The 26,061-nt window shown below is 63.6% G+C and carries 26 protein-coding genes and 1 pseudogene; 19 read left to right on the top strand and 8 right to left on the bottom strand.

All coding sequences use genetic code 11. From position 1 onward, the window contains the following. Positions 1 to 20: 20 nt before the first annotated feature. Positions 21 to 509, top strand: a complete 489-nt coding sequence (locus tag AC07SZ_RS08320; protein ID WP_056571904.1) for a hypothetical protein — start codon at positions 21 to 23, stop codon at positions 507 to 509. Between the two features lie 79 nt (positions 510 to 588). Here AC07SZ_RS08320 and AC07SZ_RS08315 read toward each other — a convergent pair whose 3' ends face one another. Further along, positions 589 to 1,365 (bottom strand): VOC family protein, encoded by a 777-nt coding sequence (locus AC07SZ_RS08315; protein ID WP_494913934.1) that lies wholly within the window; start codon positions 1,363 to 1,365, stop codon positions 589 to 591. A 174-nt stretch (positions 1,366 to 1,539) separates the two neighbouring features. Here AC07SZ_RS08315 and AC07SZ_RS08310 point away from each other — a divergent pair, with 174 nt between their 5' ends. The 6 genes from AC07SZ_RS08310 to AC07SZ_RS08285 all read left to right on the top strand — a co-directional run bounded on the left by AC07SZ_RS08310 (position 1,540) and on the right by AC07SZ_RS08285 (position 7,323). Beyond that, positions 1,540 to 2,274 (top strand): gamma-glutamylcyclotransferase, encoded by a 735-nt coding sequence (locus AC07SZ_RS08310; RefSeq protein WP_056571909.1) that lies wholly within the window; start codon positions 1,540 to 1,542, stop codon positions 2,272 to 2,274. Positions 2,275 to 2,394: 120 nt separating this feature from the next. After that, the gene (locus AC07SZ_RS08305) at positions 2,395 to 3,750 is read left to right on the top strand and encodes an NAD(P)-dependent oxidoreductase (protein ID WP_056571913.1); all 1,356 of its coding nucleotides are present in this window, start codon (positions 2,395 to 2,397) and stop codon (positions 3,748 to 3,750) included. 5 nt (positions 3,751 to 3,755) lie between these two features. After that, positions 3,756 to 4,598, top strand: coding sequence for a class I SAM-dependent methyltransferase (locus AC07SZ_RS08300; RefSeq protein WP_494913933.1), 843 nt, complete (start codon positions 3,756 to 3,758; stop codon positions 4,596 to 4,598). Between the two features lie 12 nt (positions 4,599 to 4,610). Further along, entirely contained in the window at positions 4,611 to 5,924 is a 1,314-nt protein-coding gene (gene preA / locus AC07SZ_RS08295; RefSeq protein ID WP_172349760.1) for an NAD-dependent dihydropyrimidine dehydrogenase subunit PreA, read from the top strand. A 397-nt stretch (positions 5,925 to 6,321) separates the two neighbouring features. After that, positions 6,322 to 6,852 (top strand): RrF2 family transcriptional regulator, encoded by a 531-nt coding sequence (locus AC07SZ_RS08290; protein ID WP_494913932.1) that lies wholly within the window; start codon positions 6,322 to 6,324, stop codon positions 6,850 to 6,852. A gap of 12 nt (positions 6,853 to 6,864) precedes the next feature. Next, positions 6,865 to 7,323, top strand: coding sequence for a carboxymuconolactone decarboxylase family protein (locus tag AC07SZ_RS08285; protein ID WP_056571921.1), 459 nt, complete (start codon positions 6,865 to 6,867; stop codon positions 7,321 to 7,323). A gap of 154 nt (positions 7,324 to 7,477) precedes the next feature. Here AC07SZ_RS08285 and AC07SZ_RS08280 read toward each other — a convergent pair whose 3' ends face one another. Continuing rightward, complete coding sequence (locus AC07SZ_RS08280) at positions 7,478 to 8,200, bottom strand: SDR family oxidoreductase (RefSeq protein WP_494913931.1); 723 nt, start codon at positions 8,198 to 8,200, stop codon at positions 7,478 to 7,480. After that, positions 8,197 to 9,030 carry an SDR family oxidoreductase gene (locus AC07SZ_RS08275; RefSeq protein ID WP_494913930.1) on the bottom strand — a complete coding sequence of 278 codons (834 nt, stop codon included), beginning with the start codon at positions 9,028 to 9,030 and terminating at the stop codon, positions 8,197 to 8,199. The genes AC07SZ_RS08280 and AC07SZ_RS08275 overlap by 4 nt, the downstream gene beginning before the upstream one ends. A gap of 104 nt (positions 9,031 to 9,134) precedes the next feature. Between AC07SZ_RS08275 and AC07SZ_RS08270 the strand changes: the two genes are divergently transcribed. Beyond that, a complete protein-coding gene (locus tag AC07SZ_RS08270) occupies positions 9,135 to 10,007 on the top strand; it encodes a helix-turn-helix transcriptional regulator (RefSeq protein ID WP_494913929.1) in 873 nt (290 codons plus the stop codon). Between the two features lie 16 nt (positions 10,008 to 10,023). Here the strand turns inward: AC07SZ_RS08270 and AC07SZ_RS08265 are convergent, their stop codons facing one another. Further along, the gene (locus AC07SZ_RS08265) at positions 10,024 to 10,659 is read right to left on the bottom strand and encodes a TetR family transcriptional regulator C-terminal domain-containing protein (RefSeq protein ID WP_172373199.1); all 636 of its coding nucleotides are present in this window, start codon (positions 10,657 to 10,659) and stop codon (positions 10,024 to 10,026) included. Between the two features lie 242 nt (positions 10,660 to 10,901). On the opposite strand from AC07SZ_RS08265, the gene aptA reads away from it, so the two are divergent. The 5 genes from aptA to AC07SZ_RS08240 all read left to right on the top strand — a co-directional run bounded on the left by aptA (position 10,902) and on the right by AC07SZ_RS08240 (position 15,931). Next, positions 10,902 to 12,230 (top strand): omega-aminotransferase AptA, encoded by a 1,329-nt coding sequence (gene aptA / locus AC07SZ_RS08260; RefSeq protein ID WP_056572164.1) that lies wholly within the window; start codon positions 10,902 to 10,904, stop codon positions 12,228 to 12,230. Positions 12,231 to 12,369: 139 nt separating this feature from the next. Then, positions 12,370 to 12,783 carry an endonuclease domain-containing protein gene (locus AC07SZ_RS08255; protein ID WP_244494089.1) on the top strand — a complete coding sequence of 138 codons (414 nt, stop codon included), beginning with the start codon at positions 12,370 to 12,372 and terminating at the stop codon, positions 12,781 to 12,783. Then, positions 12,784 to 14,034, top strand: a complete 1,251-nt coding sequence (locus AC07SZ_RS08250; RefSeq protein ID WP_056571939.1) for a Zn-dependent hydrolase — start codon at positions 12,784 to 12,786, stop codon at positions 14,032 to 14,034. A gap of 66 nt (positions 14,035 to 14,100) precedes the next feature. Further along, positions 14,101 to 15,552 (top strand): dihydropyrimidinase, encoded by a 1,452-nt coding sequence (gene hydA / locus AC07SZ_RS08245; RefSeq protein ID WP_056571942.1) that lies wholly within the window; start codon positions 14,101 to 14,103, stop codon positions 15,550 to 15,552. A gap of 1 nt (position 15,553) precedes the next feature. Beyond that, positions 15,554 to 15,931: a hypothetical protein gene (locus AC07SZ_RS08240; RefSeq protein ID WP_056571945.1), complete on the top strand. Its 378-nt coding sequence runs from the start codon at positions 15,554 to 15,556 to the stop codon at positions 15,929 to 15,931. Positions 15,932 to 15,954: 23 nt separating this feature from the next. Here AC07SZ_RS08240 and AC07SZ_RS08235 read toward each other — a convergent pair whose 3' ends face one another. Further along, on the bottom strand, positions 15,955 to 16,359 hold the full coding sequence (locus AC07SZ_RS08235; RefSeq protein WP_494913928.1) for a cupin domain-containing protein: 405 nt from the start codon (positions 16,357 to 16,359) through the stop codon (positions 15,955 to 15,957). Between the two features lie 130 nt (positions 16,360 to 16,489). Between AC07SZ_RS08235 and AC07SZ_RS08230 the strand changes: the two genes are divergently transcribed. From AC07SZ_RS08230 to AC07SZ_RS08215, 4 genes are all read left to right on the top strand, one after another. After that, on the top strand, positions 16,490 to 17,281 hold the full coding sequence (locus AC07SZ_RS08230; protein ID WP_056571950.1) for an ABC transporter ATP-binding protein: 792 nt from the start codon (positions 16,490 to 16,492) through the stop codon (positions 17,279 to 17,281). 319 nt (positions 17,282 to 17,600) lie between these two features. Continuing rightward, on the top strand, positions 17,601 to 18,479 hold the full coding sequence (locus tag AC07SZ_RS08225; RefSeq protein WP_494913927.1) for an ABC transporter permease: 879 nt from the start codon (positions 17,601 to 17,603) through the stop codon (positions 18,477 to 18,479). Then, positions 18,476 to 19,630, top strand: a complete 1,155-nt coding sequence (locus tag AC07SZ_RS08220; RefSeq protein WP_494913926.1) for an ABC transporter permease — start codon at positions 18,476 to 18,478, stop codon at positions 19,628 to 19,630. The genes AC07SZ_RS08225 and AC07SZ_RS08220 overlap by 4 nt, the downstream gene beginning before the upstream one ends. Before the next feature lie 41 nt (positions 19,631 to 19,671). Further along, positions 19,672 to 20,643: an ABC transporter substrate-binding protein gene (locus tag AC07SZ_RS08215; RefSeq protein WP_056571965.1), complete on the top strand. Its 972-nt coding sequence runs from the start codon at positions 19,672 to 19,674 to the stop codon at positions 20,641 to 20,643. A 61-nt stretch (positions 20,644 to 20,704) separates the two neighbouring features. Here AC07SZ_RS08215 and AC07SZ_RS08210 read toward each other — a convergent pair. After that, positions 20,705 to 21,162: pseudogene (locus tag AC07SZ_RS08210) on the bottom strand (Lrp/AsnC family transcriptional regulator). A gap of 122 nt (positions 21,163 to 21,284) precedes the next feature. Here AC07SZ_RS08210 and AC07SZ_RS08205 point away from each other — a divergent pair. Both AC07SZ_RS08205 and AC07SZ_RS08200 read left to right on the top strand, forming a co-directional pair. Beyond that, positions 21,285 to 22,568 (top strand): cystathionine gamma-synthase family protein, encoded by a 1,284-nt coding sequence (locus AC07SZ_RS08205; RefSeq protein WP_172373206.1) that lies wholly within the window; start codon positions 21,285 to 21,287, stop codon positions 22,566 to 22,568. A gap of 164 nt (positions 22,569 to 22,732) precedes the next feature. Beyond that, positions 22,733 to 23,176, top strand: coding sequence for a CHRD domain-containing protein (locus AC07SZ_RS08200; RefSeq protein ID WP_056571975.1), 444 nt, complete (start codon positions 22,733 to 22,735; stop codon positions 23,174 to 23,176). Positions 23,177 to 23,219: 43 nt separating this feature from the next. Here the strand turns inward: AC07SZ_RS08200 and AC07SZ_RS08195 are convergent, their stop codons facing one another. Further along, complete coding sequence (locus tag AC07SZ_RS08195; RefSeq protein WP_494913925.1) at positions 23,220 to 24,869, bottom strand: thiamine pyrophosphate-binding protein; 1,650 nt, start codon at positions 24,867 to 24,869, stop codon at positions 23,220 to 23,222. Then, positions 24,866 to 26,041 carry a CaiB/BaiF CoA transferase family protein gene (locus tag AC07SZ_RS08190; protein ID WP_172373208.1) on the bottom strand — a complete coding sequence of 392 codons (1,176 nt, stop codon included), beginning with the start codon at positions 26,039 to 26,041 and terminating at the stop codon, positions 24,866 to 24,868. Before AC07SZ_RS08190 ends, AC07SZ_RS08195 begins: the two co-directional genes overlap by 4 nt. Positions 26,042 to 26,061 lie beyond the last annotated feature (20 nt).

Raw genomic sequence — 26,061 nt, 5'->3', positions numbered from 1 at the left:
AACAGGTGGATTTCCTTGCCATGAAAAAAGTCATCATCAGCCTATTCGCACTCGTCGCGGGCACCGGTTTCGCCGTGGCGGAGGACGCCGGCTGCGAGGCCTTCAAATGGCCGGTGACGCGGGAACAGGCGTTGTTTGCCGCGGCGCCGGCAACGCCGTCCGGAGGGACGCTGGCGGTCGGCGCGGCCGCTGACCTGGCGCTGGTGCCGGTCGACAAGGCCGCTTTCGCCGTGCCCCCTGAACATGCTCCGGGAGAGGGCACGTTTGGCGCTGTCGCCAGCGTGGCCGTGCCGCCCGAAGGCGCCATTCAGATAAGCCTGTCGGGCGAGGCGTGGATCGATGTCATCCAGGACGGCAAGGCCGTTAAATCGGCCGGCTACAGCGGGGTAAAAACCTGCCCTGGTATCCGCAAAAGCGTGCGCTTCAAGCTGGCGGCCGGCCCGGCCACCATCCAGTTCAGTGGCGCGAAAAAGGCTGAGCTGAAGGTCGCGGTGCTGACGCCGGAATAAATCGGCCGGTTGAGGCATGCGGCCCTTCATCGGTGGTGCGAAGAAAGGCCGTCGCTTCATGCCAGCGGTGTCATAGCTTTCAGCGCACCGGCGCCATCAAGGCGAAATGCGCGCCTTGCGGGTCCTGGCATTGCACGATCCAGCTGCCGCCGGGCACCTCCATCGGCCCCATCAGGATCTTGCCGCCATTGTCGGTGACGCGTTTTGCGGCCGCGTCGATGCCGGTGACGTTGAAGTAGAACTGCCAGACCGGGACGGGGATCTGGGCAGGCTTGTTCATGATGCCGCCGCCAGATTCGGGGCCGGCCGTGAAAGTCTGGTAGATGCCCATCGGGCCCATGTCGAAATCGCCGGCGTTGGTCCAACCGAACTGGCTGGAATAGAAATCGAACGCGGCCTTCCAATCGCTGGTGTAGAGTTCGTGCCAGCCGATATGACCAGGCGTGCTGGCCGGCACGACGGGTTGGTCGGGGCCGTTCGGCTGCAGGAACATGAAGGCCGCGCCTTGCGGATCGGCGACAACGGCAAAGCGGCCGACGCCCGGAATGTCGCTGGGTTCACAATGAACGCCGCCGCCGGCGGCTTTCAATGATTTCGTCGCGGCATCCACGTCCTTGGTCTTGATGTAACCAAGCCAGGCAGGCGGCGCGCCCATCTTTTTGACATCCTCGGGCATGGTCATCAGGCCGCCGACGCCGCGCTCGCCGACATTCATGACGATATAGCGCGGCATGCCAGGCGCCGTGTCGAAGGGCTGCGCCGTCCAGCCGACAACCTTGGTATAGAAGGCCTCGGCGGCATCGAGGTCTGATGTCATCAGCTCGTACCAGAAGAAAGGCATCGGGGATTTGGGCATGGTCGGTCTCCTCACCGTTCAGCATCGATCGTTGTCCGATCCATCGCAGGACGATCCTGGCGACGGAAATCCGACATCCGCCCGGACGAATAATGTCGACGCATGGCATGCGTTCCCGGGTTGCGCGCCCGACTTTTTTCAATTTCTCTGCGGCAAAAGAGGGGTTGTCGTTTCATGCGCCTGATGTCGCTCACGCCTGAGCTTGTCGCACTGTGCCATCGGCAGGAGGCTGATCCCGGACCGGACCCAAGCTGGACCGAGCTGAACGACGAGGATTTCCGGACCCTTGCCATGCGGCTTGCCGCTGAAGCGGACGAAGGGCCGCTCTGGGTATTCGCCTACGGGTCGCTGATCTGGAAGCCGGAATTCGAATCGGTGGAGCAAAGGCTCGCCACGGCCTTCGGCTGGCACCGCTCCTTCTGTCTCGACATGGTGCGCTGGCGCGGCAGTGCGGAGCAGCCGGGGCTGATGATGGCGCTCGAACGAGGTGGAAGGTGCAACGGCGTGATCTACCGCTTGCAGGAGGGCGAAAAACCGGCCCAGATCGAAAGGCTGCTGCGGCGCGAGATCAGCGACCATGAGAGCGTCAGCTCAGTCCGGTGGCTGCCCGTGCATACGGCGCAAGGCCCGTTGCGGGCGCTTGGTTTCTGGGTTGGCGTGAAGGGGCGGGGAACGTCGCTGGGCCAGCCACTGGACAAGGTGGCAAGCATATTGGCCAGGGCCTGCGGCCATATCGGCTCCGGCGCCGAATATCTCTACAACACTGTCAGCCATCTCGAGGCGTTCGGCATCCACGACCGCAATCTGTGGCGGCTGCAGGAACTGGTGGCGGACGAGGTCCGGGCACTCCATGGCCGGCCGGACGACGAGCGCCACCCAGCTCGGCAAGACCAGCCGTCCTCAGCATAACATGAGTGAAAAAATCATGTTTTTATCAAACCTTTTCAGTAGCTTGCGCCGAAAATTGACCAATTGATAAAAAAATAAAACGTGCTAGCCTTCCCCAAAACAAAACATGGGGAACTGACAATGCCAGAAGGCCAGTTCAAGGAAGGTATTGCCGGCGGCCGGCTCGCGGCCGAGCAGTATGCGGATAATTTTTCCGACCTGCATCCGCCGCTCGATCACCACGAGGCGCTGGTCGAATCCGACCGCTGCTATTTCTGCTACGACGCGCCGTGCATGAACGCATGCCCGACCTCGATCGACATTCCGCTGTTCATCCGCCAGATCTCGACCGGCAATCCGATCGGCTCGGCCAAGACCATCTTCGACCAGAACATCCTTGGCGGCATGTGCGCCCGCGTGTGCCCGACCGAAACGCTGTGCGAAGAGGTCTGCGTGCGCGAGGTGGCGGAGGGCAAGCCGGTGCAGATCGGCCGCCTGCAGCGCTACGCCACCGATGTCGCGATGGCCGAAAACAAACAGTTTTATGCGCGCGCCGCGGCGACGGGGAAGACCGTTGCCGTGGTCGGCGCCGGCCCGGCCGGTCTTGCCGCCGCGCATCGGCTCGCCCGCCATGGCCATGACGTGACCATCCTGGAAGCGCGTCCGAAGGCCGGCGGCCTCAACGAGTATGGCATCGCCGCCTACAAGAGCGTCGACGATTTCGCCCAGGCCGAGGTCGACTATGTCACGGCGATCGGTGGCATCGACATCCAGAACGGCAAGGCGCTCGGCCGCGACTACCAGCTCTCCGACCTGATCCGCAATTACGACGCGGTGTTCCTCGGCATGGGGCTTGGCGGCGTCAATGCGCTGCGCGCCGATGGCGAGGATGCCGCCGGCGTCATCAACGCGGTGGAGTTCATCGCCGAACTGCGCCAGGCCGCCGATCTCGCCGGCCTGCCGGTTGGCCGCCGCGTCGTCGTCATCGGCGGCGGCATGACGGCGATCGACGCGGCCGTGCAGTCGAAGTTGCTCGGCGCCGAGGAGGTGACGATCTGTTACCGGCGCGGCCAGGAGCATATGAACGCCTCCGAGTTCGAGCAGGACCTGGCCGCCGCCAACGGCGTCACCATCCGCCACTGGCTGCAGCCGAAGCGGGTGATCGCCGAGGCCGGCAAGGTGTCGGGCATCGAACTCGAATACACGGCATTGAAGGGCGACAGGCTCGCAGGCACCGGCGAGACGCTGACGCTGGTCGCCGACCAGGTGTTCAAGGCGATCGGCCAGAGCTTTGTTCCGGCCGCCCTCAACGGCAGCGGTGCCTCGATCGAGCTCGAAGCCGGCCGTATCAAGGTCGACGCGGAAGGGCGTACCTCGCTGGCGAAAGTCTGGGCCGGCGGCGACTGCATCTTTGGTGGCGACGACCTGACCGTCTCCGCCGTGGCGCAAGGGCGCGATGCGGCGGAGAGCATACACAGGAGTCTGACGCAGGGATAAGGATCATGGCCACGGTGGAACCGGGCGTCGCCCGTCACTACGACATATCGGGTCTCGAGCAGCGCATCCTTGCCGCGCTCGCCGATACGGGCGTGGACGTTGCCCATCTAAGTGCGGGCGATCTTGAAGCGGTCGACGAATTCCACATTGGCGGCATCGCCGCCACAAGGGAACTCATCGGGCAGATGGGTTTGAAGCCTGGAGCCAGGCTGCTCGATATCGGATCGGGGGTGGGTGGTCCGGCCCGCTTTGCCGCCAACGAAGCCGGCGCTGATGTTACCGGCATCGATCTCACGCAAAGCTATGTCGACATCGCGACCAGCCTGTCGAAGCGCACGGGAATGGCCGACAGGACGCACTTCGTGCAGGGCAGCGCCTTGGACATGCCGTTCCAAAACGCCAGCTTCGACGCGGCCATGATCCTGCATGTCGGCATGAACCTTCCGGACAAGAAAAAGCTGATGAGCGAAGCCGCGCGCGTGCTCCGTCCGGGCGGCGTCTTCGCCGTTTATGATGTGATGCGGCTCAAGGACGGCGCGCTGACCTATCCGCTGCCATGGGCATCGGATGAAACCATGTCCTTCGTTGCCACGCCCGGTGACTATCGCGCGGCCGCTGCAGACGCGGGGTTCTCGGTAACCGCCGAGCGGCCACGCGGCGCCTTTGCCATCGAATTCTTCGCCACTGTGCGTGCTCGGATGGCCGCCGCGCAAGCAGAAGGCAAAAAACCGCCGCCCGGCGTCGGCCTCATCATGGGCGAGAGCGCCCGCACCAAGATCGCCAATATCACCGCCGCGCTTGAAGGCGGCATTCTTGCACCCGTGGAACTGCTCCTTCGTCTCCGTTGAAAGGGACCTGTCATGGCTGACATCCGCAACAATTTCGTCGGCATCAAATCGCCCAATCCGTTCTGGCTGGCCTCTGCGCCGCCGACCGACAAGGCCTACAACGTCATCCGCGCCTTCAAGGCAGGATGGGGCGGCGTGGTGTGGAAGACGCTGGGCGAGGAAGGCCCGCCGGTCGTCAACGTCAACGGCCCGCGCTATGGCGCGATCTGGGGTGCGGACCGGCGCCTGCTCGGCCTCAACAACATCGAGTTGATCACCGACCGCGACCTGCAGACCAACCTGCGCGAGATGAAGCAGGTCAAGATGGATTGGCCCGACCGCGCGCTGATCGCTTCGATCATGGTGCCTTGCGTAGAGGAGAGCTGGAAATCCATCCTGCCGCTGGTCGAAGAGACCGGTGCCGACGGCATCGAGCTCAATTTCGGCTGCCCGCACGGCATGTCGGAACGCGGCATGGGTGCAGCCGTCGGGCAGGTGCCGGAATATATCGAAATGGTGGTGCGCTGGTGCAAGCAGTACACGCGCATGCCCGTCATCACCAAGCTGACGCCCAACATCACCGATATCCGCAAGCCCGCGAGGGCGGCGCACGCGGGTGGCACCGACGCGGTGTCGCTGATCAACACCATCAATTCGATCACCGGTGTCGATCTCGACAGCTTCGCGCCGATGCCAACCATCGACGGCAAGGGCTCGCATGGCGGCTATTGCGGCCCGGCGGTGAAGCCGATCGCCATGAACATGGTGGCCGAAATCGCGCGCGATCCCGAGACCCGCGGCCTGCCGATCTCCGGCATTGGCGGCATTACCACCTGGCGCGACGCCGCCGAATTCCTGGCGCTTGGCGCCGGCAATGTGCAGGTGTGCACGGCGGCCATGACCTATGGCTTCAAGATCGTGCAGGAGATGATCGCCGGTCTCGAGAACTGGATGGACGAGAAGGGCCACCGCTCGCTCGACGACGTCATCGGTCGCGCCACGCCCAACGTCACCGACTGGCAGTATCTCAACCTCAACTATGTCGCCAAGGCGCATATCGACCAGGACGCCTGCATTAAATGCGGCCGCTGCCACATCGCCTGCGAGGACACCTCGCACCAGGCGATCACCAACATGGTCAACGGCGTCAGGCATTTCGAGGTGATCGAGGCCGAGTGTGTCGGCTGCAATCTGTGCGTCAATGTCTGCCCGGTCGACAATTGCATCACCATGGAGCCGCTGGCCGCCGGCGCCATGGATGAGCGCACCGGCAAGCCGGTGTCGCCAATCTATGCCAACTGGACGACGCACCCGAACAATCCGATGGCCAAGGTGGCGGCGGAGTAGGGGTTCGTCACGAGAAGGGCGCCGAGGACTCAGTAGCTCCCTGCTCCCCGTCACTATACGGGGAGAAGGCGCCGGTAGGCGGATGAGGGGCCGTGCGACCTTTGAGATGATCTGCCCACCAGTCCCCGCATTTCATGCGTCCCTGACGATCTGGCTCAAGCGCCCTGTGCGTTCGCACAGGGCGCTTTTGTATGGTCTTAGTCATCAGATCGCTAAGTTGGCGCTGCCCCTCATTGCCCTGCCGGGCATTTCTCCCCGTATAGTGACGGGGAGAAAGACGCTGTCATTTCCGATTTCGCCATCCACGTATTCTCGTTTCAAAAGCAGGGCTGCATTTTCTTATTGCAGATAAAAATTATCCACGATAATAGATATCCATGAATTGGAGATCGGCATCATGAAGCTTGGCGAGGGCGTTGAAGCGGCCATCCACTGTGCGGCCACACTGGCCAGCGTGGACGGAAACAGCACCATGCCGGGTGCGGCTCTTGCCGAGTCCTTTGGCCTGTCGCCGAGCTATCTGCTGAAGCATCTCAACATGCTGTGCGCGGCGCGCATCCTGGAATCGGTCTCGGGACCGGCGGGCGGCTACCGGCTGGCGCGGCCGGCGGAGAGCATCACGCTGCTCGACATCGTGCTGGCCATCGAGGGGCGTGAACCGGCCTTTCGCTGCGGTGAGATCCGCCGCAACGGCCCGGTCAAGCTCGACGCCTCGGCCTATGTCAAACCCTGCGGCATCAACGCCGCGATGCTGAAAGGCGAACGCGCCTATCGGGCAGCGCTCGCCGAGACGAAGCTGTCCGACATCGTGGCGGAATACGCCGCGGAAGGGGATCCCAGATCGTACGCAGCGAGCTGCGCCTTCGTCGCGCGTCATCAACGGCCCCAGAAATCCAGTTCCACCCCGCGAAATCCAAAGCAGATGTGAAAGGACATCAAGATGAAACAGAGGATGCAATTCTTCGCCAAGGCGCCCGAGATCATGAAGGCGGTGTCGGCGCTCAACAAGGCGGTCGACGAATGCGGGCTGGAGGTGAGGCTGCTGCACCTGATCAAGCTCAGGGCCTCGCAGATCAATGGCTGTTCCTACTGTGTCGAGATGCACAGCCGCGAGGCGAGGCGCGACGGAGAGACAGAGCAGCGGCTTTATCTCGTCTCTGCCTGGAGGGAATCGCCGCTGTTCTCCGAACGTGAGCGCGCGGCCTTCGCCTGGACCGAGGCGGTGACCCTGATCGCCAACAATGGCGTATCGGACGAGCTCTATGCCCGTACGCTCGAGCATTTCTCGGACGAGGAACTCGTCAAGCTGTCGGTTGCGCTCGGCATGATCAACACCTGGAACCGGCTCTGCATCCCGTTCCACGCCATTCATCCGATGCCGGCCGCCAAGGCAGCCTGATTTTCCAGCGCCATGGGAGCGCCGCCGGGGCGGCGCTCCCACAGTTTTCAAAGGGGCGTTTGATGCCCGTCGATTTGCCTTCGACCCCGTTGTTCCTCGGCCGCCTGTTGCTCGGCGGCGCATCGTGATTGCCGCCGTGCATTGGACCTGCCGCCTATGCCGCAAACCTCAGCCCGCCATCGCGGGTCAGGACCTGGCCGGTCATGAAGCCGTTGGAGACGAGGAAGGCTATCGCCGAGGCGACATCCTCGGCGCGGCCGATCCTGCCCACGGGAGTCTTGCCGGCATATTCGGCGAAGACCGCCTGCCGCTGCTCGTCGGGCAAGAAATTCCACCAGGGCGTGTCGATGACGCCGGGCGCCACGACGTTGACGCGCAGCGGCTTCAGTTCGACCGCCAGGATCGGCGCCACGGTTAGCAACATGCCGTTGATGGCGCCGATGCCGGCGATGCCTGGCATGGCGACCTGAGCCGATACCGCCGATATGAAAGTGACCGATCCGGTCTTGCTGAGCGTCGGCAGGGCTGCCTGCAGGCAGGACAGTTGCGGCCGCACCTTCTCCTCGACGCCACTGCCTATATCTGCAAGGTCGAGGGTCTCGAAGGGGCCAAGGCCCTTGCCGCCGCTCGCCGCCAGAACAAGATGGTCGAACGGGCCAAGGCGCTCGAAGAACTGACGCACTTCATCCGGCTTTGAAGCATCGAACGCGGCCTTTTCCGCGGCGCCGCCAAGGTTCTTCCAGGCGCCGTTGAGCTTGTCCTGGTTGCGCCCGGTGATCGTTACCTTCATGCCCGGCCCGATCAGCTTGCGCGCGGTGGCCAGGCCGATGCCGGATGAGCCGCCGATGATGACTGTGTGTTCTGTCTTGCCGGTCATGAATGTTCTTCCTTCGCTGCTGCCAGCCCGACAAGGTCGAGGCTCAAGCTCCGCAATTGCTGTCTTGCCCTGGCGTCGTAGGCCTGGGCGTCGGCGCGGGATTCGCGCAGGCCGTCGAAATAGAGGCCGCTGCGTCCTTCAAGCGCGGATGAGGTCGCGAGATTGACGATCGCGTCGGCGCCGGTTTCGACCGAACTCCATGGCGTCACCCCCGCTTGCCGGACCATGGTGGTGTTCATGTAGCTCGCCGGATGCAGCGCGTTGACGGTAACGCCGGTGCCTTTCAGCTCTTCCGCCAGATCGATGGTGAACAGAATCTGGGCCAGCTTGCTCTGGCAGTAGGCGCGCACGCCGCTATAGCCGCCGGCCAACATTACATCGCCGAAGTCGATTGCCTGCTGGCCGGCCGAAGCGACATTGACGATACGCGCCGGCGCACTCGCCTTCAGCAGCGGCAGAAGGTCCGAGGTCAGCAGGAAGCCGGCGAGATAGTTGACCGCGAAGCGTAACTCGTAGCCGTCGGCGCTGACCTGCCGCTTGGCGCCGGCCGTGCCGATGCCGGCATTGTTGATGAGGATGTCGAGCTGGTCCGTCCTGGCGCGGACGGCCTCGGCGAGCCGGCGAATTTCGGCCAGCGAGGCGAGGTCGGCGGCGAAGAACTCGGCCTTGCCGCCGGCGGCCTCGATTTCGGCGACCACGGCCTTGCCGCGCTTGGCATCGCGGCCGTGCACCAGCACGCGCGCGCCGGCGGCGCCCAGTCTTTGCGCCACGACGCGGCCGACGCCGTCGGTCGAGCCGGTGATGAGGATTGTCTTGTCTTGCAGGTCCATGTCCGGAGCCTCCATTTCGTCGCTCCGGCTCGAAGATGGGACATCCGGCAGGCCTCAAACAGTTCAAACTTTATCCTGGTATCAGTACTGCTATAATAAGCGTCATGGATGCTCGCTCTCATTCCGCTGAAGACAGCCGCCGGCGCGAACTCGGCGCTTTCCTGCGCTCGCGACGCGAGAGGCTGACGCCCTCGGCAACCGGTATCGCGACAGGCCTCAGGCGGCGAACGCCGGGCCTGCGCCGCGAAGAAGTGGCAATGATCGCCGGCGTCGGCACCACCTGGTACACCTGGCTGGAGCAGGGCAGGGACGTGCGCCCTTCGGTGGAGGTGCTGACGGCGCTCAGCGAGGCACTGCGGCTGGACCCGGCTGAGAAGCGGCATCTGTTCACGCTTGCCGGCCGCCAGCAGCCAGAGCGGCGGCGCATCGTGCCGGCGAAGGTCGACGGGCCCTTGCTGCACATGCTGCAAAGCCTGGTTCTGCAGCCCGCCTATGTGGTCGGCCCGCGCTGGGACGTGCTGGCCTGGAATGACGCGGCTGTTGCCATTTTCGGCGACTACGGCCTGTTGGAGGGCGACGCCCGCAACATCATCCATGGCGTTTTCACCGATCCGCACCGGCGGCATCTGCTGGTCGACTGGGAGCAGGTGGCCCGCGCTACTCTCGCCGCGTTCCGCGCCGAGAGCGCGAAGTATGTCGGCGATCCGGATTTCGAGCGGCTGATCGCGCTGATGATGCGCTCAAGTCCCGAGTTCCGGGAATGGTGGCCGCAGCGCGACGTCGTGCACCGGCTGTCCGGCATGAAGCACCTGCGCCACCCCGCGGCCGGTCCGATGGTGTTCGAGCATATGAGCCTGTCGATCGATGACGGCTCGGACATGAAGCTGATCGTCTATACGCCGCTCGCCGAGCAGAACTCGATCGCCAAGCTGCAGTCCTTGCTGGACGCGCTACCGGTCGAGCGGCGCAGCGCCTGAGCCGTCGCGGCAGCGATCAGGGCTTCGGCTTCAGCCCCTCAAGAAACAACTGCTCCAGAAACCGCGCCGCGTCCTCGAAGCGGCCGTCGCCGCCGCGGTTCGGTCCCAGCACCGCGCGGACCTGGACGTCGAAATCGGCATAGTGCTGCGTCGTCGCCCAGATCGAGAAGATCAGGTGCCAGGGGTCGGTCTTGGCGATCTTGCCGGCACGCATCCAGCCCTTGATGACGGATGCCTTCTCGTCCACCAGCGTCTTCAATTCGCCGGCCAGCAGCGGCATGATGCGCGGCGCGCCTTGCAGGATCTCGTTGGCGAACAGCCGGCTCTCGCGCGGGAAATCGCGCGCCATTTCGAGCTTGCGCCGGATGTAGCTCCTGAGCTCGGTCATGGGATCGCCGATGTCGTCGAGCTCGCGCAACGGCGCCAGCCAGGTGTCGAGCAGACGCTGCATCAAGGTCTCGTGAATGTCTTCCTTGCGGCGGAAGTAATAGAGCAGGTTCGGCTTTGACATGCCGGCGGCTTCGGCGATCTGGTCTATGGTCGAGCCTCGGAAGCCGTTTGTGGAGAACACCTCGAGCGCGGCCTCCAGGATGACTTCGCGCTTTTCCTGCTGGATGCGTGTGCGGCGGGGGGCTTCCGTGCCGGTGTTCACAGTTGCGGGCCCTCGCGTTGCCAAGTCTCGTGTTCAAGGTCATCTGGACCAATTCTCTGGACCAGTTTTTCCCCAGGCTGTGGAACGCACTTCAGGACCCGCATTTCCGCTAGTAATCCCTTGACCGCCGACAGGGCGGTGCTAACGTTTGTCCAATCGGTCAAAAATTTGCGTAGCATGAAAACGGCGCAAAGACCAAGCGTTGGACGCACCGAAACAGGTTACAAGGGGAAGTCTTGGTCATGTCCAACCGGCTGAAAGTCACGCCGAACGATCTCAGTGCATTCTGGATGCCGTTCACGGCAAACCGGCAGTTCAAGCAGGCGCCACGCATGTTCGTGTCCGCCAAGGACATGCATTACACGACCAGCGATGGCCGCAAGGTGCTGGACGGCACGGCGGGCCTGTGGTGCGTCAATGCCGGCCACTGCCGGCCGAAGATCACCGAGGCGATCCAGCACCAGGCCGCCGAACTCGACTACGCGCCTGCCTTCCAGATGGGCCATCCCATCGTGTTCGAACTGGCCAACCGCCTGGTCGACATCGCGCCCAAGGGCATGGACCACGTGTTCTTCACCAATTCCGGTTCGGAGTCGGTCGAGACCGCGCTGAAGATGGCGATCGCCTATCACCGGATGAAGGGTGAGGGCTCGCGCACCCGCCTGATCGGCCGCGAGCGCGGCTATCACGGTGTCAATTTCGGCGGTATCTCGGTCGGCGGCATCGTCACCAACCGCAAGATGTTCGGCACGCTGCTCGGCGGCGTCGACCACATGCCGCACACGCATCTGCCGGAGAAGAACGCCTTCTCCAAGGGCGTGCCGGAACATGGCGCGGAGCTCGCCAACGAGCTGGAGCGCATCGTCGCGCTGCACGACGCCTCGACCATCGCCGCTGTCATCGTCGAGCCGGTCGCCGGCTCCACCGGCGTCATCCTGCCGCCCAAGGGCTATCTGCAGAAGCTGCGCGAAATCTGCACCAAGCACGGCATCCTGCTGATCTTCGACGAGGTCATCACCGGGTTCGGCCGTCTCGGCGCGCCGTTCGCGGCCGACTATTTCGGCGTCACGCCAGATATCATGACCACGGCCAAGGGCGTCTCCAACGGCGTCATCCCGATGGGCGCGGTGTTCGTGAAGAAGGAAATCCACGACGCCTTCATGACCGGTCCCGAGCACATGATCGAGTTCTTCCACGGCTACACCTATTCGGGCAATCCGATCGCCTGTGCGGCCGCACTGGGCACGCTCGATACATACAAGGAAGAAGGCCTGCTTACCCGCGGCGAGGAACTGGCGCCTTATTGGGAAGACGCGCTGCACTCGCTGAAGGACGAGCCGCATGTCATCGACATCAGGAACATCGGCCTGATCGGCGCGATCGAACTGGCGCCGATCGCCGGCAGCCCGACCAAGCGCGCCTTCTCGGCCTTCGTCAAGGCGTTCGAACGCGGCGCGCTGATCCGCACCACCGGCGACATCATCGCGCTGTCGCCGCCGCTGATCATCACCAAGGGCCAGATCAACGAACTGATCGACCATGTGCGTGAAGTATTGAGGTCGATCGATTGAAGATCTGGGCGCGGATATCCCTCCCCCTCGAGGGGAGGGTGGCCGCGAAGCGGTCGGGTGGGGTCGGTGCGACCGGGCGCCGACCTGATCTTTTGCCGCGAGGCCGCCGTTGATGCCCCGGACTCGCGTAAGCTTCGAAATGCGCCAGAAGGCGCGCGCGCTTCGAGTTCACGCGACCAAGGGCGAATCCCTGCTCTGGTATGAACTGCGCGAGCTGAAATCGACCGGTATTAAATTCCGCCGCCAGTGCCCGATTGGAGCATACATCGTCGACTTCGCCTGTTTTGGTGTGAAGCTGGTGGTCGAAGTGGATGGCGATCTGCACGAACACGCAAAGGGCAAACGGCACGACGCTGTTCGTGATGCCTATCTGCGTTCGCTCGGGTTCGATATCTTTCGCGTTGACGAGCCCGATGTCATAAACAGCGCTTGGCATGTCGCGCAGTTGGTCAAGGGGAAGGGCGAGCTTATGTCAGGCGACCCCACCCGACCGCTTCGCGGCCACCCTCCCCTCGAGGGGGAGGGGGACGCCGCGCAATTGGAGAGGTTTTGAATGGCCGCACCCGGCGAGAATCTGCGAATCAATTCAGACCGTTTGTGGGATTCGCTGATGGAGATGGCGAAGATCGGCCCCGGCATTGCCGGCGGCAACAATCGCCAGACGGTGACCGACGAGGATGGCGAGGGTCGGCATCTGTTCAAGCGCTGGTGCGAGGCCGCCGGGCTCGAAATGGGCGTCGACGAGATGGGCACCATGTTTGCCCGCCGCGAGGGCACCGATCCCAGCCTGCCGCCGGTCTATGTCGGCAGCCATCTCGACACGCAGCCGACAGGCGGCAAATATGACGGCGTGCTCGGCGTTCTGGGCGGGCTGGAAGTCGTGCGCTCGCTCAACGATCTCGGCATCAAGACCAAACATCCGATCGTCGTCACCAACTGGACCAACGAGGAAGGCTCGCGCTTCGCACCGGCGATGATGGCGTCGGGCGTGTTCGCCGGCGTGCTCGACCAGGCCGATGTCTACGAGCACACGGACAAGAACGGCAAGAAATTCGGCGAAGAGCTGGAGCGTATCGGCTGGAAGGGCACCGAGAAGGTCGGCGATCGCAAGATCCACGCCTTCTTCGAACTGCATATCGAGCAGGGCCCGATCCTTGAGGACGAAGACATCGACATCGGTGTCGTCACCCACGGCCAGGGCCTGAAATGGCTGCAGGTGACGCTGACCGGCAAGGAGGCGCATACCGGCTCGACGCCGATGCCCAAGCGCCGCAATGCCGGGCTCGGCATGGCTCGCGTGATCGAACTGGTGCATGAGATCGCCATGGACTACCAGCCCGACGCCGTCGGCGCGGTCGGCCACATGGAGGTCTATCCCAACTCGCGCAACATCATCGCCGGCCGCACCGTATTCACCATCGACATACGCTCGCCCGAGAAAGAAGTGCTGGACGCCATGGACGGCCGCATCCGCGAAGGCATCGACACGATCTGCGAGGCGCTGGATATCCAGTACAAGGTCGAGCAGGTCGGCCATTTCGATCCGGTCACCTTCGATGCCGGCTGCGTGAAGGCTATCCGCGATGCCGCCGAACGGCTTGGCTACACCCACCGCAACATCGTCTCGGGTGCTGGCCACGATGCCTGCTGGATCAATCGCGTGGCGCCGACCGCAATGGTGATGTGCCCCTGCGTCGATGGGCTGAGCCACAACGAGGCCGAGGAAATTACCAAGGAATGGGCGAGCGCGGGCGCCGACGTGCTGTTCCATGCTGTGGTGGAGACGGCTGTCATCGTGGAGTGAGCTTTAGACATCCAGATTCCAAACGCTGCTCACGAAGAAGCGCGAAAAGAACAAGGGAACACGAAAATGACCAAAGTCATCAAGAACGGCACCGTCGTCACCGCTGACCGCAGCTGGAAGGCCGACGTGCTGTTCAGCCACGGCAAGATCGTCGCCATCGGCTCCGACCTGCATGGCGACCATGAGTACGACGCCACCGGCTGCTATGTGATGCCGGGCGGCATCGACCCGCACACCCATCTCGAAATGCCTTTCATGGGCACCTATTCGGCCGATGATTTCGAGTCCGGCACGCGTGCGGCCCTTGCCGGCGGCACCACGATGGTGGTCGATTTCTGCCTGCCGGCGCCGCAGCAATCGCTGCTCGAAGCCCTGCAGATGTGGGACAACAAGACCTCCAAGGCGTCGTGCGACTACTCCTTCCACATGGCGATCACCTGGTGGGGCAAGCAGGTGTTCGACGAGATGGCGACCGTCGTCGACAAGGGCATCACCTCGTTCAAGCACTTCATGGCCTACAAGGGCGCGCTGATGGTGGATGACGACGAGATGTACGCGTCGTTTCAACGCTGCGCCGACCTTGGCGCGCTGCCGCTGGTGCATGCCGAGAATGGCGACGTGGTTGCTGCCCTGTCGCAGAAGCTGCTCGCCGCTGGCAACAACGGCCCCGAGGGTCACGCCTATTCACGCCCGCCGGAAGTGGAGGGCGAGGCCACAAATCGCGCCATCATGATCGCCGACATGGCCGGCGTGCCGCTCTATGTCGTGCATGTCTCCTGCGAGCAGAGCCACGAGGCCATCCGCCGGGCGCGGCAGAAGGGCATGCGCGTGTTCGGCGAGCCGCTGATCCAGCACCTGACGCTGGACGAGAGCGAGTATTTCGACAAGGACTGGGACCATGCCGCGCGGCGCGTGATGAGCCCGCCCTTCCGCAACAGACTGCACCAGGATTCGCTGTGGGCCGGGCTGCAGGCCGGGTCGCTGCAGGTGGTGGCGACCGACCATTGCGCCTTCACCACCAAGCAGAAGCGCTTCGGCGTAGGCGATTTCACCAAGATACCGAACGGCACCGGTGGGCTCGAGGACCGTTTGCCGGTGCTGTGGACCAAGGGCGTCAACACCGGGCGGCTGACGATGAACGAGTTCGTCGCGGTGACCTCGACCAACATCGCAAAAATCCTCAACATGTATCCGAAAAAGGGCGCCATCGTTGAAGGTGCTGACGCCGACATCATCGTCTGGGATCCGAAGCGCAAGAAGACGATCGCAGCCAAGAAGCAGCAGTCCGTCATCGACTATAATGTCTTCGAAGGCGTCGAGGTGACCGGCCTGCCACGCTTCGTCTTCTCGCGCGGCGAACTGTCGATCGAGGAGACCGAGGTGAAGGCCAGGCCCGGCCACGGCCAGTTCGTCGGGCGCGAGCCGAACGCCGCGGTCAACCGCGCGCTGTCGACGTGGAAGGAGATCACCGCGCCGCGCAAGGTGGAACGCACAGGCATCCCGGCGACGGGGGTTTGAGATGCGGCGCGGGGGACTTCTTGTCAGCGCTTTTATGGTTCTGGCGGCAAGCCAGGCGACGGCGGCCGGCATCGACCTCAGCAAGCCTTATGGCAACAAGTCCGGTTGCATCAACAAGAACGGCCAAGAGGTCTATGCCGAGGACATGCTGCTTCTGACCAGCGAGGCATTCGTCACGGTGGCGAGCGCTTGCACCTTCACCGAAAAAAAGGTCCAGGCCGACGGGTCGCTGGTTGTGAAGGCCAGTTGCCAGGCGGAGGGCGAGGAGGGCGAGACGCCCGGCCAGTTCACCATCAGGAAGAGCGCCAAGAACGCCAAGAGATTGGTGATCGCCGATGAGGACGGCAACGTCATGGGCGAAGTCTCTCGGTGCAAATGACGGCACGAGCCTTTGCGTCGACTTCAGGCGACCAGCGCATCCAGTTCCGGCAGCAGGACGACGCTTTCCTGTTCGTTGGGATCGGTGCGGGCAATGACGGCCGAAGACGGGGCGTTGCTCAGATTGGCCGGCAGATGCGGCACGCCGGCTGGAATGTAGAAGAGGTCACCAGCCTTGACGACGATGTGGTGTTCGAGCCGGTCGCCATACCAGGTATGGACCTCGCCGGAGAGCACATAGATCGCCGTCTCGTGGCTCTCGTGCAGATGCGCCTTGGCGCGGGCGCCGGGCGGCATGGTGAGAACGTGCATGCAGATGCCGGTGGAGCCGACCGATTCCGTGGCAATGCCGGCGAGATAGGTCAAACCCTGCTTGCCTTCATAAGTGCTTTCAGGGCGGATAAGATGGCAAGTGGGTTTGGGCGACATCGGGGAACTCCGGGCGTCGATTTGAGTGGGACAAGACCAATGGGACTGGGCGAGTGGAAAACAACATCGCTATAAAAGCAATCGGAATCCGGACGGCGCCGCAGGGGCGGGAACAGGCAGGCGGCAGCCGATGACCGGAATTTCGCCAGCCGTCGTCGCGGCAAGCAAACTTGGCCTCACCTTCCAGACCAATGACGGACCGGTCCAGGCGCTGTCCAATGTCGACCTGACCATCGGCAAGGGAGAATTCGTCTCCTTCATCGGGCCGTCGGGTTGCGGCAAGACCACGCTGCTGCGCGTCATCGCCGACCTGGAGAAACCGACATCGGGGACGATCTCGGTCAACGGCATGACCGCGGAGCAGGCCCGCGAGAAGCGCGCCTATGGCTATGTCTTTCAGGCCGCGGCGCTGTTTCCGTGGCGCACGATCGAACGCAATGTCGCGCTGCCACTGGAGATCATGGGCCTCTCCAGGGCGGAGCAGGCGGAGCGCATCAAGCGCACGCTCGACCTCGTCAACCTCTCGGGCTTCGAGAAGAAATACCCCTGGCAGCTTTCCGGCGGCATGCAGCAGCGCGCCTCGATCGCGCGTGCGCTCGCCTTCGACGCCGACCTCTTGTTGATGGACGAGCCATTCGGCGCGCTGGACGAGATCGTGCGCGACCACCTCAATGAGCAATTGCTGCAACTGTGGGCGCGCACCAACAAGACCATCTGCTTTGTCACCCACTCCATTCCGGAAGCCGTCTACCTCTCGACGCGCATCGTGGTCATGTCACCGCGCCCGGGGCGTGTCAGCGACATCATCGAATCGACACTGCCGAAGGAGCGGCCGCTCGACATCCGCGAAACGCCGGAGTTTCTGGCGATCGCCGCGCGCGTGCGCGATGGTCTGCGGGCAGGGCACAGCTATGATGATTGAGTGCCCTCGCCAGAGAACGTCCTACGCGTTCGTCATCCTAGGGCGGAGCGGCGCGAAGCGTCGCGCAGCCCCTAGGATCCATGCCGTGACGTCGGGCGAGGGGTCAAACCGGCGGAGAACGGCTTCCAGCCGCGGTCGCGCAAAGGGTGCCGTGTTCCGCACCGTTGCGGAACATAGAGGTAACGGCATGGATCCTAGGGTCTACGCCGCGTCGCTTCGCTCCTTGCTTCGCCCTAGGATGACGAAGAAACAGGTGGTCGTCCTCCGCTTCGCTCCGGCCATCCTCTCCCCGGCGGGGAGAGGAGAGGGGGAGCGCTAGATGGACTCCTTCCGCGACAAGCTCGTCCCTGTCACCTCGATCCTGGCCGGCGTGGTCGTGCTCTGGTACGTCATGGCCGTCATCCTCAACACGCCATTCCAGCGCGATCTCGACACTCGTGCCAACGAAACCCCCGGCGCGGTCGAATTCATCGGCAAGACGCTGGCGCAGCCGAAGCCGACGCTTCCGGCGCCGCATCAGGTGGCGGTGAATTTCTTTGAAAACACCTTCCTGCGGCCCATCAATTCGAACCGCAGCCTCGTCTACAATGCCTGGGTGACATTGTCCTCGACGCTGCTCGGCTTTGCCTTCGGCACCGCGCTCGGCATCATCATCGCCGTCGGCATCGTGCATGTGGCGACGCTGGACCGCAGCCTGATGCCGTGGATCATCGCTTCGCAGACCATTCCGATCCTTGCGGTGGCGCCGATGATCATCGTCGTGCTGGCGGCGATCGGCATCACCGGCCTGATCCCGAAAGCGATGATCTCGACCTATCTGTCGTTCTTCCCGGTGACCGTCGGCATGGTGAAGGGATTGCGCTCGCCCGAGATCATGCATCTCGACCTGATGCACACCTACAATGCAAGCCGTGCGCAGACCTTCTGGAAATTGCGCGTCCCGGCCTCGGTGCCGTTCCTGTTCACCTCCATGAAGGTGGCGGTGGCGGCAAGCCTGGTCGGCGCCATCGTCGGCGAACTGCCTACCGGCGCGGTCGCCGGCATCGGCGCCAAGCTGCTCGCCGGCGCCTATTACAGCCAGTCCATCGACATCTGGTCGGCGCTGGTCGCGGGTTCCATCGTGGCGGCACTTCTGGTCATGGTGGTCGGCATTGCCGGGCGCATCGTCGACCGCGCCATGGGCGGGAGGCCGGCATGAACTGGCTGAAACCTTCCTGGCAAGCGGTGCTGGCGATCGTGCTCTGCCTGATCGCGGTCGCCCTCGGCGCGATGTCGAAGCCGGAAGCGGCAGCGCTCGCGGACCCGACCGCCAGCATCAACTATCCTTATCTCGGAACCAAGGGTTTGATGCTCGGCCTGGCGATCGTGGCGGCACTGATCTCGATGATCAGGATCCCTTCGCTTGCGGAGGCCGTCGTGCTGTTTGTCGGCGCCCATCTCGTTGCCTGGCTGCTGATCTCGGGCATCGCGGGGTTCGAAGGCGCGGCACTGGCACCTTATTTCCTGCTGCTCGCGGCCGCCTGGCTGCTTGGCTGGCGCTGCGTGGCGGTGCTGTCCAGCCTTCGTCCGATGAGAGGCTTGGCCCGCAACGCGCTGCGCCTGATCATACCCGCCATCTTCGGCGCCTGGATCCTGATCATCTGGGAAGCGGTGACGCGCGGCGCAGGCATCCCCTTCATCCTGCTGCCGCCGCCCAGCGCCATCGGCGTGCGCATCGCGAGCTCGCTGCCGGTGCTCGGCGCCGATGTCCGGCAGACCATCTTCAAGGCGGTGCTCTTCGGTTATGTCGTCGGCAGCGGCGCCGGTTTCATCACCGCGATCCTCGCCGACCGCGTGCCGTTCCTGCGGCGCGGGCTCTTGCCGATCGGCAACATGGTCTCGGCACTGCCGATCATCGGCGTGGCGCCGATCATGGTGATGTGGTTCGGCTTCGACTGGCAGTCCAAGGCGGCTGTCGTCATCATCATGACCTTCTTCCCGATGCTGGTGAACACGGTCGCCGGCCTGGCCGCCTCCGGCCATATGGAGCGCGACCTGATGCGCACCTATGCGTCGGGTTACTGGCCGACGCTGATCAAGCTCAGGCTGCCGGCGGCGGCCCCCTTCATCTTCAACGCGCTGAAGATCAACTCGACGCTGGCGCTGATCGGCGCCATCGTCGCCGAGTTCTTCGGCACGCCCGTGGTCGGCATGGGCTTCCGCATCTCGACCGAGGTCGGGCGGATGAACATCGACATGGTCTGGGCCGAAATCGCAGTTGCAGCACTTGCGGGTTCGGTCTTTTATGGCGTGGTCGCTCTTGTCGAAAGAGCCGTCACGTTTTGGCATCCCTCTGTCCGTGGTGGATAGGGGCGGTGGGTTTAAGGGCACTAACTTCAGAGGGTAAAAGAATGAAAAAACTGATTATTCCCGTTCTGGCCGGCGCGATGTCGTTGGCCGCGTTCCAGGCGATGGCCGCCGACAAGGTGACGTTGCAGTTGAAATGGGTCACGCAGGCCCAGTTTGCCGGCTACTATGTCGCCAAGGCCAAGGGTTTCTACGAGGCCGAGGGTCTCGACGTCGACATCAAGCCGGGCGGCCCCGATATCGCGCCCGAGCAGGTGATTGCCGGCGGCGGCGCCGACGTGATCGTCGACTGGATGGGCGGCGCACTGGCCGCGCGCGAAAAGGGTGTGCCGCTGGTCAACATTGCCCAGCCGTTCAAGAAGGCCGGCATGGAACTGGTCTGCCCGAAGGACGGCCCGATCAAGACCGAAGCCGACTTCAAGGGCCACACGCTCGGTGTCTGGTTCTTCGGCAACGAATATCCGTTCTACGCCTGGATGAACAAGCTTGGCCTGAAGACCGACGGCGGCCCGGACGGCGTCACGGTCTTGAAGCAGAGCTTTGACGTGCAGCCGCTGATCCAGAAGCAGGCGGATTGCATCTCGGTCATGACCTACAATGAGTACTGGCAGCTGATCGACGCCGGCTACAAGCCGGAACAGCTGACCGTGTTCAACTACTCGGCGATGGGCAACGACCTGCTCGAGGACGGGCTCTATGCCTCGGAAGACAAGCTCAAGGACCCGGCCTTCGAGGACAAGATGGTCCGTTTCGTGCGCGCCTCGATGAAGGGCTGGAAATATGCCGTCGACAACAATGACGAAGCCGCCGGCATCGTCATGGACGGCGGCGGCCAGGACGAGAACCACCAGAAGCGGATGATGAGCGAAGTCGCCAAGCTGATCGACAATGCCGATGGCAAGCTCGACCCGGCGACCTACGAGCGCACCGCCAAGGCGCTGCTCGACCAGAAGATCATCACCAAGGAGCCGAAAGGCGCCTACACGACGGCGATCACCGACAAGGCGATCAAATAATAGGCCTGTGGGAGCGTGATCCCGGAAAGATCATGCTCAAACGACCAGATGGAACGGCGCCTCAGAGGCGCCGTTCCTTTATGGTGTTCATGACGAAGCTGGTTTCGATCGAGGCGACGCATTTCAGCCGCGCGATCTTTTCCTTGATGAAGCGCTCATACTGTTCCAGGCTGCCGGTCACCACCTTCAGCACATAGTCGCGCGAACCGGTAACGAGGTGGCACTCCAACACCTCTTCCCAGCCGCGGATCGCCTCCTCGAACATGACGATCTCGTCCTCGTTCTGCCGGCTGAGCCGGATGGTGGCGATGGCGACCATGCTCCAGCCGAAGGCGGCGGGGTCGACCAGCGTTGTGTAGCCCTGATGACGCCGGTCTCCTCCAGCCGCCGCACACGCCTGAGGCAAGGCGACGGCGACAGGCCGATGCGCTCGGCAAGCTCGTTGTTGGTGATGCGGGCATCCGCCCGCAATTCCCTGAGAATCCTGAGGTCGAAGTCGTCGGCTATCTTCTGCTGCACTTTCGCTCTCTCGCGGCAAATTGTTGCCGACATGCAGCCATGCAAGCCCAGGAATAGCAAGGACTGGCTGATCGGGATCGCATAAATTGCGGCGGAATACCCCTCGAAAAACAGGAAGAGCCATGACCGCGCCGCGCCCGTCGAAAACCCATATCGGCAACCACAAGCTCCATCCGGAGACGCTGATGCTGAGCTACGGCTTCGATCCGCAACTTTCGGAGGGCGCGGTCAAGCCGCCGGTGTTCCTGACCTCGACCTTCGTGTTCAAATCGGCGGAAGAGGGACGCGACTTCTTCGACTACACATCCGGCCGCAAGGAGCCGCCGAGCGGCACGGCGTCGGGCCTGGTCTATTCGCGCTTCAACCATCCCAACAGCGAGATCGTCGAGGATCGGCTGGCGGTCTATGAGGGGACGGATGCCTGCATCCTGTTCTCATCCGGCATGTCGGCGATCGCCACGACGCTGCTCGCCTATGCCCGCCCTGGCGATGTCATCCTGCATTCGCAGCCGCTCTATGGCGGCACCGAGACGCTGCTCACGCGCACGCTTTCCGGATTCGGCATCGGCGCAGTCGGCTTTGCCGACGGTGTCGACGAGAAAGCGGTGCGCGCCGCGGCCGATGCCGCGGTGGCGAAGGGCCGTGTTTCGGTCATTTTGATCGAGACGCCATCGAACCCGACCAACAGCCTGGTCGACATTGCGCTGATCAAGACGATCGCCGACGAGATCGGTGCCGGGCAGCGCTCAAGGCCGATCATCGTCTGCGACAACACGCTGCTCGGTCCCGTCTTCCAGCGGCCGATCGAGCACGGCGCCGACGTCTCGGTCTATTCGCTGACCAAATATGTCGGCGGCCATTCCGACCTGATCGCGGGCGCGGCCATGGGTAGCAAGGCGGTCACCAAGCCGATCAAGGCGCTGCGTGGCGCGATCGGCACGCAGCTCGACCCGCATTCCTGCTGGATGCTCGGCCGTTCGCTTGAGACGCTGTCGATCCGCATGGAGCGGGCTAACGACAATGCGCGCCTGGTCGCCGAATTCCTGCGCGATCACGCCAAGGTCGAGAAGGTGCATTATCTGCCGTTCCTGGGCGAGGATACGCCGGCTGGCCGCACCTACAGGGCGCAATGCAGCGGCGCCGGCTCGACCTTCTCCTTCGACATCAGGGGCGGTGAGAAGGCGGCCTTCGCCTTCCTCAACGCCCTGCAGATCTTCAAGCTGGCGGTAAGCCTCGGCGGCACGGAATCGCTCGCCAGCCACCCGGCGGCGATGACCCACTCGGGCATTCCCTTCGACGTGCGACAGCGCATCGGGGTGCTCGAGACCACGGTCAGGCTGTCGATCGGCGTCGAACATCCGGACGATCTGATCGCCGACCTGACGCAGGCGCTGGCGGCGGTCTGACAGCCGCTCTTCCGGCTTTCGGAAAGGGGCGAGCGATCGCCTCTTTTGCTGCGTTCCCGGTCACAAAACCGTGTGCAGGGAAACATTGGGCCGTCCAACCGTTCCAGTTGAGGCATGCGCGCGACGGGGGCTCGCGACGCATGCGACAGCCACGGAGGTCCTTAATGCGCACATATTCCATCTTGCCGGTACTTTCGGCGTTGGCCATTTCGACCGCTTTCTTCTTCGCGTCCCCGGCCATGGCCGAGGTGGTGAAGTACAAGGCGACGCTCGATGGCAGCCAACAGAGCCCGCCCGTAACCACCAAGGGCAAGGGCACCGCCACGCTCACCTTCGACACCACCAAGAAGAAGCTCAGCTGGAACGTGAAATATTCCGGCCTCAGCGGACCGGCTGTTGCAGCGCATATTCACGGCCCGGCGGCGATGGGTGCGAATGCCGCTCCCGTCATCCCGTTCAAAGGCAAGCTCAAGAGCCCGATCAAGGGGTCCGCGACGCTGACGGACGCACAGGCTGCCGACCTTGCGGCCGGCAATTATTATGTCAACGTCCACACCGCCGCCAACAAGGATGGCGAGATCCGCGGCCAGATCGAGGCTGCGAAGTAGCGCAAGCACTTCAAAAAGGGGCTGATATCAGCCCCTTTTTGAATCACGCCTTGTCGCGGATTTGAGTCAGCGTGCGGGTCGGCGTGATGGCTTCCGGATCGAGCCTGATTTCGACGATCGCCGGTTTGCCGCTGGCGCGGGCTCGCTCGAAGGCGGGCGCGAAATCAGCCGTCTTCTCGACTGTCTCGCCATGGCCGCCATAGGCGCGGGCCAGCGATGCGAAATCGGGGTTCTTGAGGCCGGTGGCGACGACGCGGCCGGGATATTCGCGCTCCTGGTGCATGCGGATCGTGCCGTAGATGCCGTTGTTGACGACGATGACGACGATCGGCAGGTCATATTGCACGGCGGTGGCGAATTCCTGGCCGTTCATCAGGAAGCAGCCGTCGCCGGCAAAAGCGATCACGGTGCGCTCCGGGAACAGCGCCTTGGCGGCGACGGCGGCCGGGGTGCCATAGCCCATCGAACCCGATGTCGGCGCGGCTTGTGTGCCGAAGCGGCGGGAGCGGTGGAAGCGATGCACCCAGGTGGCGTAATTGCCGGCGCCGTTGGTGAGGATGGCGTCGTCGGGAAGTACCTTCTCCAGATAGTTCATGATCGGCCCCATCTGGACCGGGCCGGGGCCGGTTTCCGGTGGTGTCGACCATTCGAGATAGGCGGCGTGCAGTTTCGCCGGCTCGTCCTCCCGGCCTGGTGTCGCGGCCGGTCTGCGCTTGGCGAAAGCCTCGACGAAAGCCGAGGGCGAGGCGTTGATCGCCAGCGTCGGCCGATAGACGCGGCCGAGTTCGCCGGCATCGGCGTGAACATGGACCAGCGCCTGGTCGGGGTAGGGGCTTTTCAGCAAGGTGTAGTCCGAAGACGGCATTTCGCCCATGCGGCCGCCGATCAGCAGCACGAGGTCTGCCTGTTTGATGGCGTTGGCCAGTTTCGGATTGATGCCGATGCCGACATCGCCGGCATAGTTCGGGTGCAGATGATCGAACAGCATCTGGCGTCGGAAGGAACAGCCGACCGGCAGCGACCATGTCTCTGATATGGCGCGCATGTGCGCCACGGCTTCCTCATTCCAGCGCGTGCCGCCGAGAATGACGAACGGGCGCTTGGCGCCGTTAAGCAGCATCTCCAGCGCGTCGAGTTCGGCCGCGCCGGGATATGTCTCGACCGGCGTGTGGGGAAGTGCGTCCGGCGCGTCGACCACGCTGGTCAGCATGTCCTCGGGCAGCGAGATGACCACTGGGCCGGGACGTCCCGATGTCGCCACGGCGAAAGCGCGAGTGACCAATTCCGGGATGCGCGAGGCATCGTCGATTTCGACCACCCATTTGGCGATGTCGCCGAAGAACCTCTTATAGTCAACCTCCTGGAACGCCTCCCGCTCCTTGGCGTGGCTGGCGACCTGGCCGATGAACAGGATGAGCGGGACCGAATCCTGCATGGCGATGTGGATGCCGGCCGAGGCGTTGGTGGCGCCGGGGCCGCGGGTGACGAAGCAGATGCCGGGCTTGCCGGTCAGCCTGCCCTGGCAGTCAGCCATCATCGCCGCGCCACCTTCCTGGCGGCACACGATGGTACGGATCGCCGAGTCGTGCAGCGCGTCGAGCACCGCGAGATAGGATTCGCCCGGCACGCAGAACATGCGGTCGGTGCCGTTCGCTTCCAGCGCTTCGACGATCAGTTGTCCACCAGTCTTCATTTGCCTGATCTCTCCAGCTCAGCGAGGATTTCGTCGGTATGTTCGCCTAGGCGCGGCGAAGGGCGTTCATAGACCAGCGGCGTGCCCGACATCACCATCGGCGCGCGCACGGAAGGCAGACGGTTGCCATGGCCGTCGTCGAGGTCGAGCCGCATGCCGCGCGCGATCGTCTGCGGGTCGGCGAACATCTGGCCGATCGTGTTGATCGGGCTCGCCGGCACGCCGGCGGCTTCGAGCTTTGCCAGCAGCGGATCGCGATCAAGGATGCTCAGCGCCTCGATGATACGCGCGCGCAGCTCGACCCGGTTGGCGACCCGGGCGGGATTGGTGGCGAAGTCGGGATTGACGAACAGATCGTCCAGCCCGACGGCGGCACAGAATTTCTGGAATTGGCCGTCATTGCCAACCGCCAGGATGATGTGGCCGTCACGGACCGGCACCACCTCGTAAGGCGCGATGTTCATATGCGCATTGCCCATCTGCACCGGCGACTTGCCGGAGACGAGATAGTTGAGGTTCTGATTTCCGAGCGCCGAGATCTGCGTGTCGAACAGCGCCATGTCGATGTGCTGGCCTTGGCCGGTCTGGTCGGCGTGCCGCAGCGCGGCCTGGATGGCGATGACCGAATAAAGCCCGGTGAAGATGTCCGAGATGGCGACGCCGGCCTTTTGCGGCTCACGGCCGGGCTCGCCGGTGATCGACATCATGCCGGCCATGGCCTGGATGATGAAGTCGTAGCCGGCGCGTGGCGCATACGGGCCGTCCTGGCCAAACCCGGTGATCGAGCAATAGACGAGGCGCGGGTTGATCTGGCGCAGGCTGTCATGGTCGAGCCCGTATTTCCTGAGCCCGCCGAGCTTGAAATTCTCGATCAGCACATCCGATGTGGCGACCAGCCGGCGGATGGTTTGCGCACCCTCAGGCGTCGAAAAGTCGATGGCGATGGAGCGCTTGCCGCGATTGCAGGAATGGTAATAGGCGGCCGACAGGTTCTCGCCGTCATGGCTCATGACGAAGGGCGGGCCCCATTTGCGGGTGTCGTCGCCGCCGTCGGGGCTTTCGACCTTGATGACATCGGCGCCGAGATCGGCGAGCAACTGTCCAGCCCAGGGGCCGGCCAGGATGCGGGCGAGTTCGATGACGCGGACGCCTTTCAGCGGGGGTTCAGCCATAAATCACCATGATTGCGGCA

This window comes from Mesorhizobium sp. GW821-FHT07A06 (assembly GCF_059419085.1).
The sequence above is the reverse complement of the archived record's forward strand: the minus strand, read 5'-3'. Positions and strand labels throughout refer to the sequence as shown.

Excerpts from the sequence above, each read along its gene's own strand:
- AC07SZ_RS08320 (WP_056571904.1), top strand. The coding sequence starts at position 21 with ATGAAAAAAGTCATCATCAGCCTATTCGCACTCGTCGCGGGCACCGGT.
- AC07SZ_RS08315 (WP_494913934.1), bottom strand. The coding sequence starts at position 1,365 with ATGCCCAAATCCCCGATGCCTTTCTTCTGGTACGAGCTGATGACATCA.
- AC07SZ_RS08310 (WP_056571909.1), top strand. The coding sequence starts at position 1,540 with ATGCGCCTGATGTCGCTCACGCCTGAGCTTGTCGCACTGTGCCATCGG.
- AC07SZ_RS08305 (WP_056571913.1), top strand. The coding sequence starts at position 2,395 with ATGCCAGAAGGCCAGTTCAAGGAAGGTATTGCCGGCGGCCGGCTCGCG.
- AC07SZ_RS08300 (WP_494913933.1), top strand. The coding sequence starts at position 3,756 with ATGGCCACGGTGGAACCGGGCGTCGCCCGTCACTACGACATATCGGGT.
- preA (WP_172349760.1), top strand. The coding sequence starts at position 4,611 with ATGGCTGACATCCGCAACAATTTCGTCGGCATCAAATCGCCCAATCCG.
- AC07SZ_RS08290 (WP_494913932.1), top strand. The coding sequence starts at position 6,322 with ATGAAGCTTGGCGAGGGCGTTGAAGCGGCCATCCACTGTGCGGCCACA.
- AC07SZ_RS08285 (WP_056571921.1), top strand. The coding sequence starts at position 6,865 with ATGAAACAGAGGATGCAATTCTTCGCCAAGGCGCCCGAGATCATGAAG.
- AC07SZ_RS08280 (WP_494913931.1), bottom strand. The coding sequence starts at position 8,200 with ATGACCGGCAAGACAGAACACACAGTCATCATCGGCGGCTCATCCGGC.
- AC07SZ_RS08275 (WP_494913930.1), bottom strand. The coding sequence starts at position 9,030 with ATGGACCTGCAAGACAAGACAATCCTCATCACCGGCTCGACCGACGGC.
- AC07SZ_RS08270 (WP_494913929.1), top strand. The coding sequence starts at position 9,135 with ATGGATGCTCGCTCTCATTCCGCTGAAGACAGCCGCCGGCGCGAACTC.
- aptA (WP_056572164.1), top strand. The coding sequence starts at position 10,902 with ATGTCCAACCGGCTGAAAGTCACGCCGAACGATCTCAGTGCATTCTGG.
- AC07SZ_RS08255 (WP_244494089.1), top strand. The coding sequence starts at position 12,370 with ATGCGCCAGAAGGCGCGCGCGCTTCGAGTTCACGCGACCAAGGGCGAA.
- AC07SZ_RS08250 (WP_056571939.1), top strand. The coding sequence starts at position 12,784 with ATGGCCGCACCCGGCGAGAATCTGCGAATCAATTCAGACCGTTTGTGG.
- hydA (WP_056571942.1), top strand. The coding sequence starts at position 14,101 with ATGACCAAAGTCATCAAGAACGGCACCGTCGTCACCGCTGACCGCAGC.
- AC07SZ_RS08240 (WP_056571945.1), top strand. The coding sequence starts at position 15,554 with ATGCGGCGCGGGGGACTTCTTGTCAGCGCTTTTATGGTTCTGGCGGCA.
- AC07SZ_RS08235 (WP_494913928.1), bottom strand. The coding sequence starts at position 16,359 with ATGTCGCCCAAACCCACTTGCCATCTTATCCGCCCTGAAAGCACTTAT.
- AC07SZ_RS08230 (WP_056571950.1), top strand. The coding sequence starts at position 16,490 with ATGACCGGAATTTCGCCAGCCGTCGTCGCGGCAAGCAAACTTGGCCTC.
- AC07SZ_RS08225 (WP_494913927.1), top strand. The coding sequence starts at position 17,601 with ATGGACTCCTTCCGCGACAAGCTCGTCCCTGTCACCTCGATCCTGGCC.
- AC07SZ_RS08220 (WP_494913926.1), top strand. The coding sequence starts at position 18,476 with ATGAACTGGCTGAAACCTTCCTGGCAAGCGGTGCTGGCGATCGTGCTC.
- AC07SZ_RS08215 (WP_056571965.1), top strand. The coding sequence starts at position 19,672 with ATGAAAAAACTGATTATTCCCGTTCTGGCCGGCGCGATGTCGTTGGCC.
- AC07SZ_RS08205 (WP_172373206.1), top strand. The coding sequence starts at position 21,285 with ATGACCGCGCCGCGCCCGTCGAAAACCCATATCGGCAACCACAAGCTC.
- AC07SZ_RS08200 (WP_056571975.1), top strand. The coding sequence starts at position 22,733 with ATGCGCACATATTCCATCTTGCCGGTACTTTCGGCGTTGGCCATTTCG.
- AC07SZ_RS08195 (WP_494913925.1), bottom strand. The coding sequence starts at position 24,869 with ATGAAGACTGGTGGACAACTGATCGTCGAAGCGCTGGAAGCGAACGGC.
- AC07SZ_RS08190 (WP_172373208.1), bottom strand. The coding sequence starts at position 26,041 with ATGGCTGAACCCCCGCTGAAAGGCGTCCGCGTCATCGAACTCGCCCGC.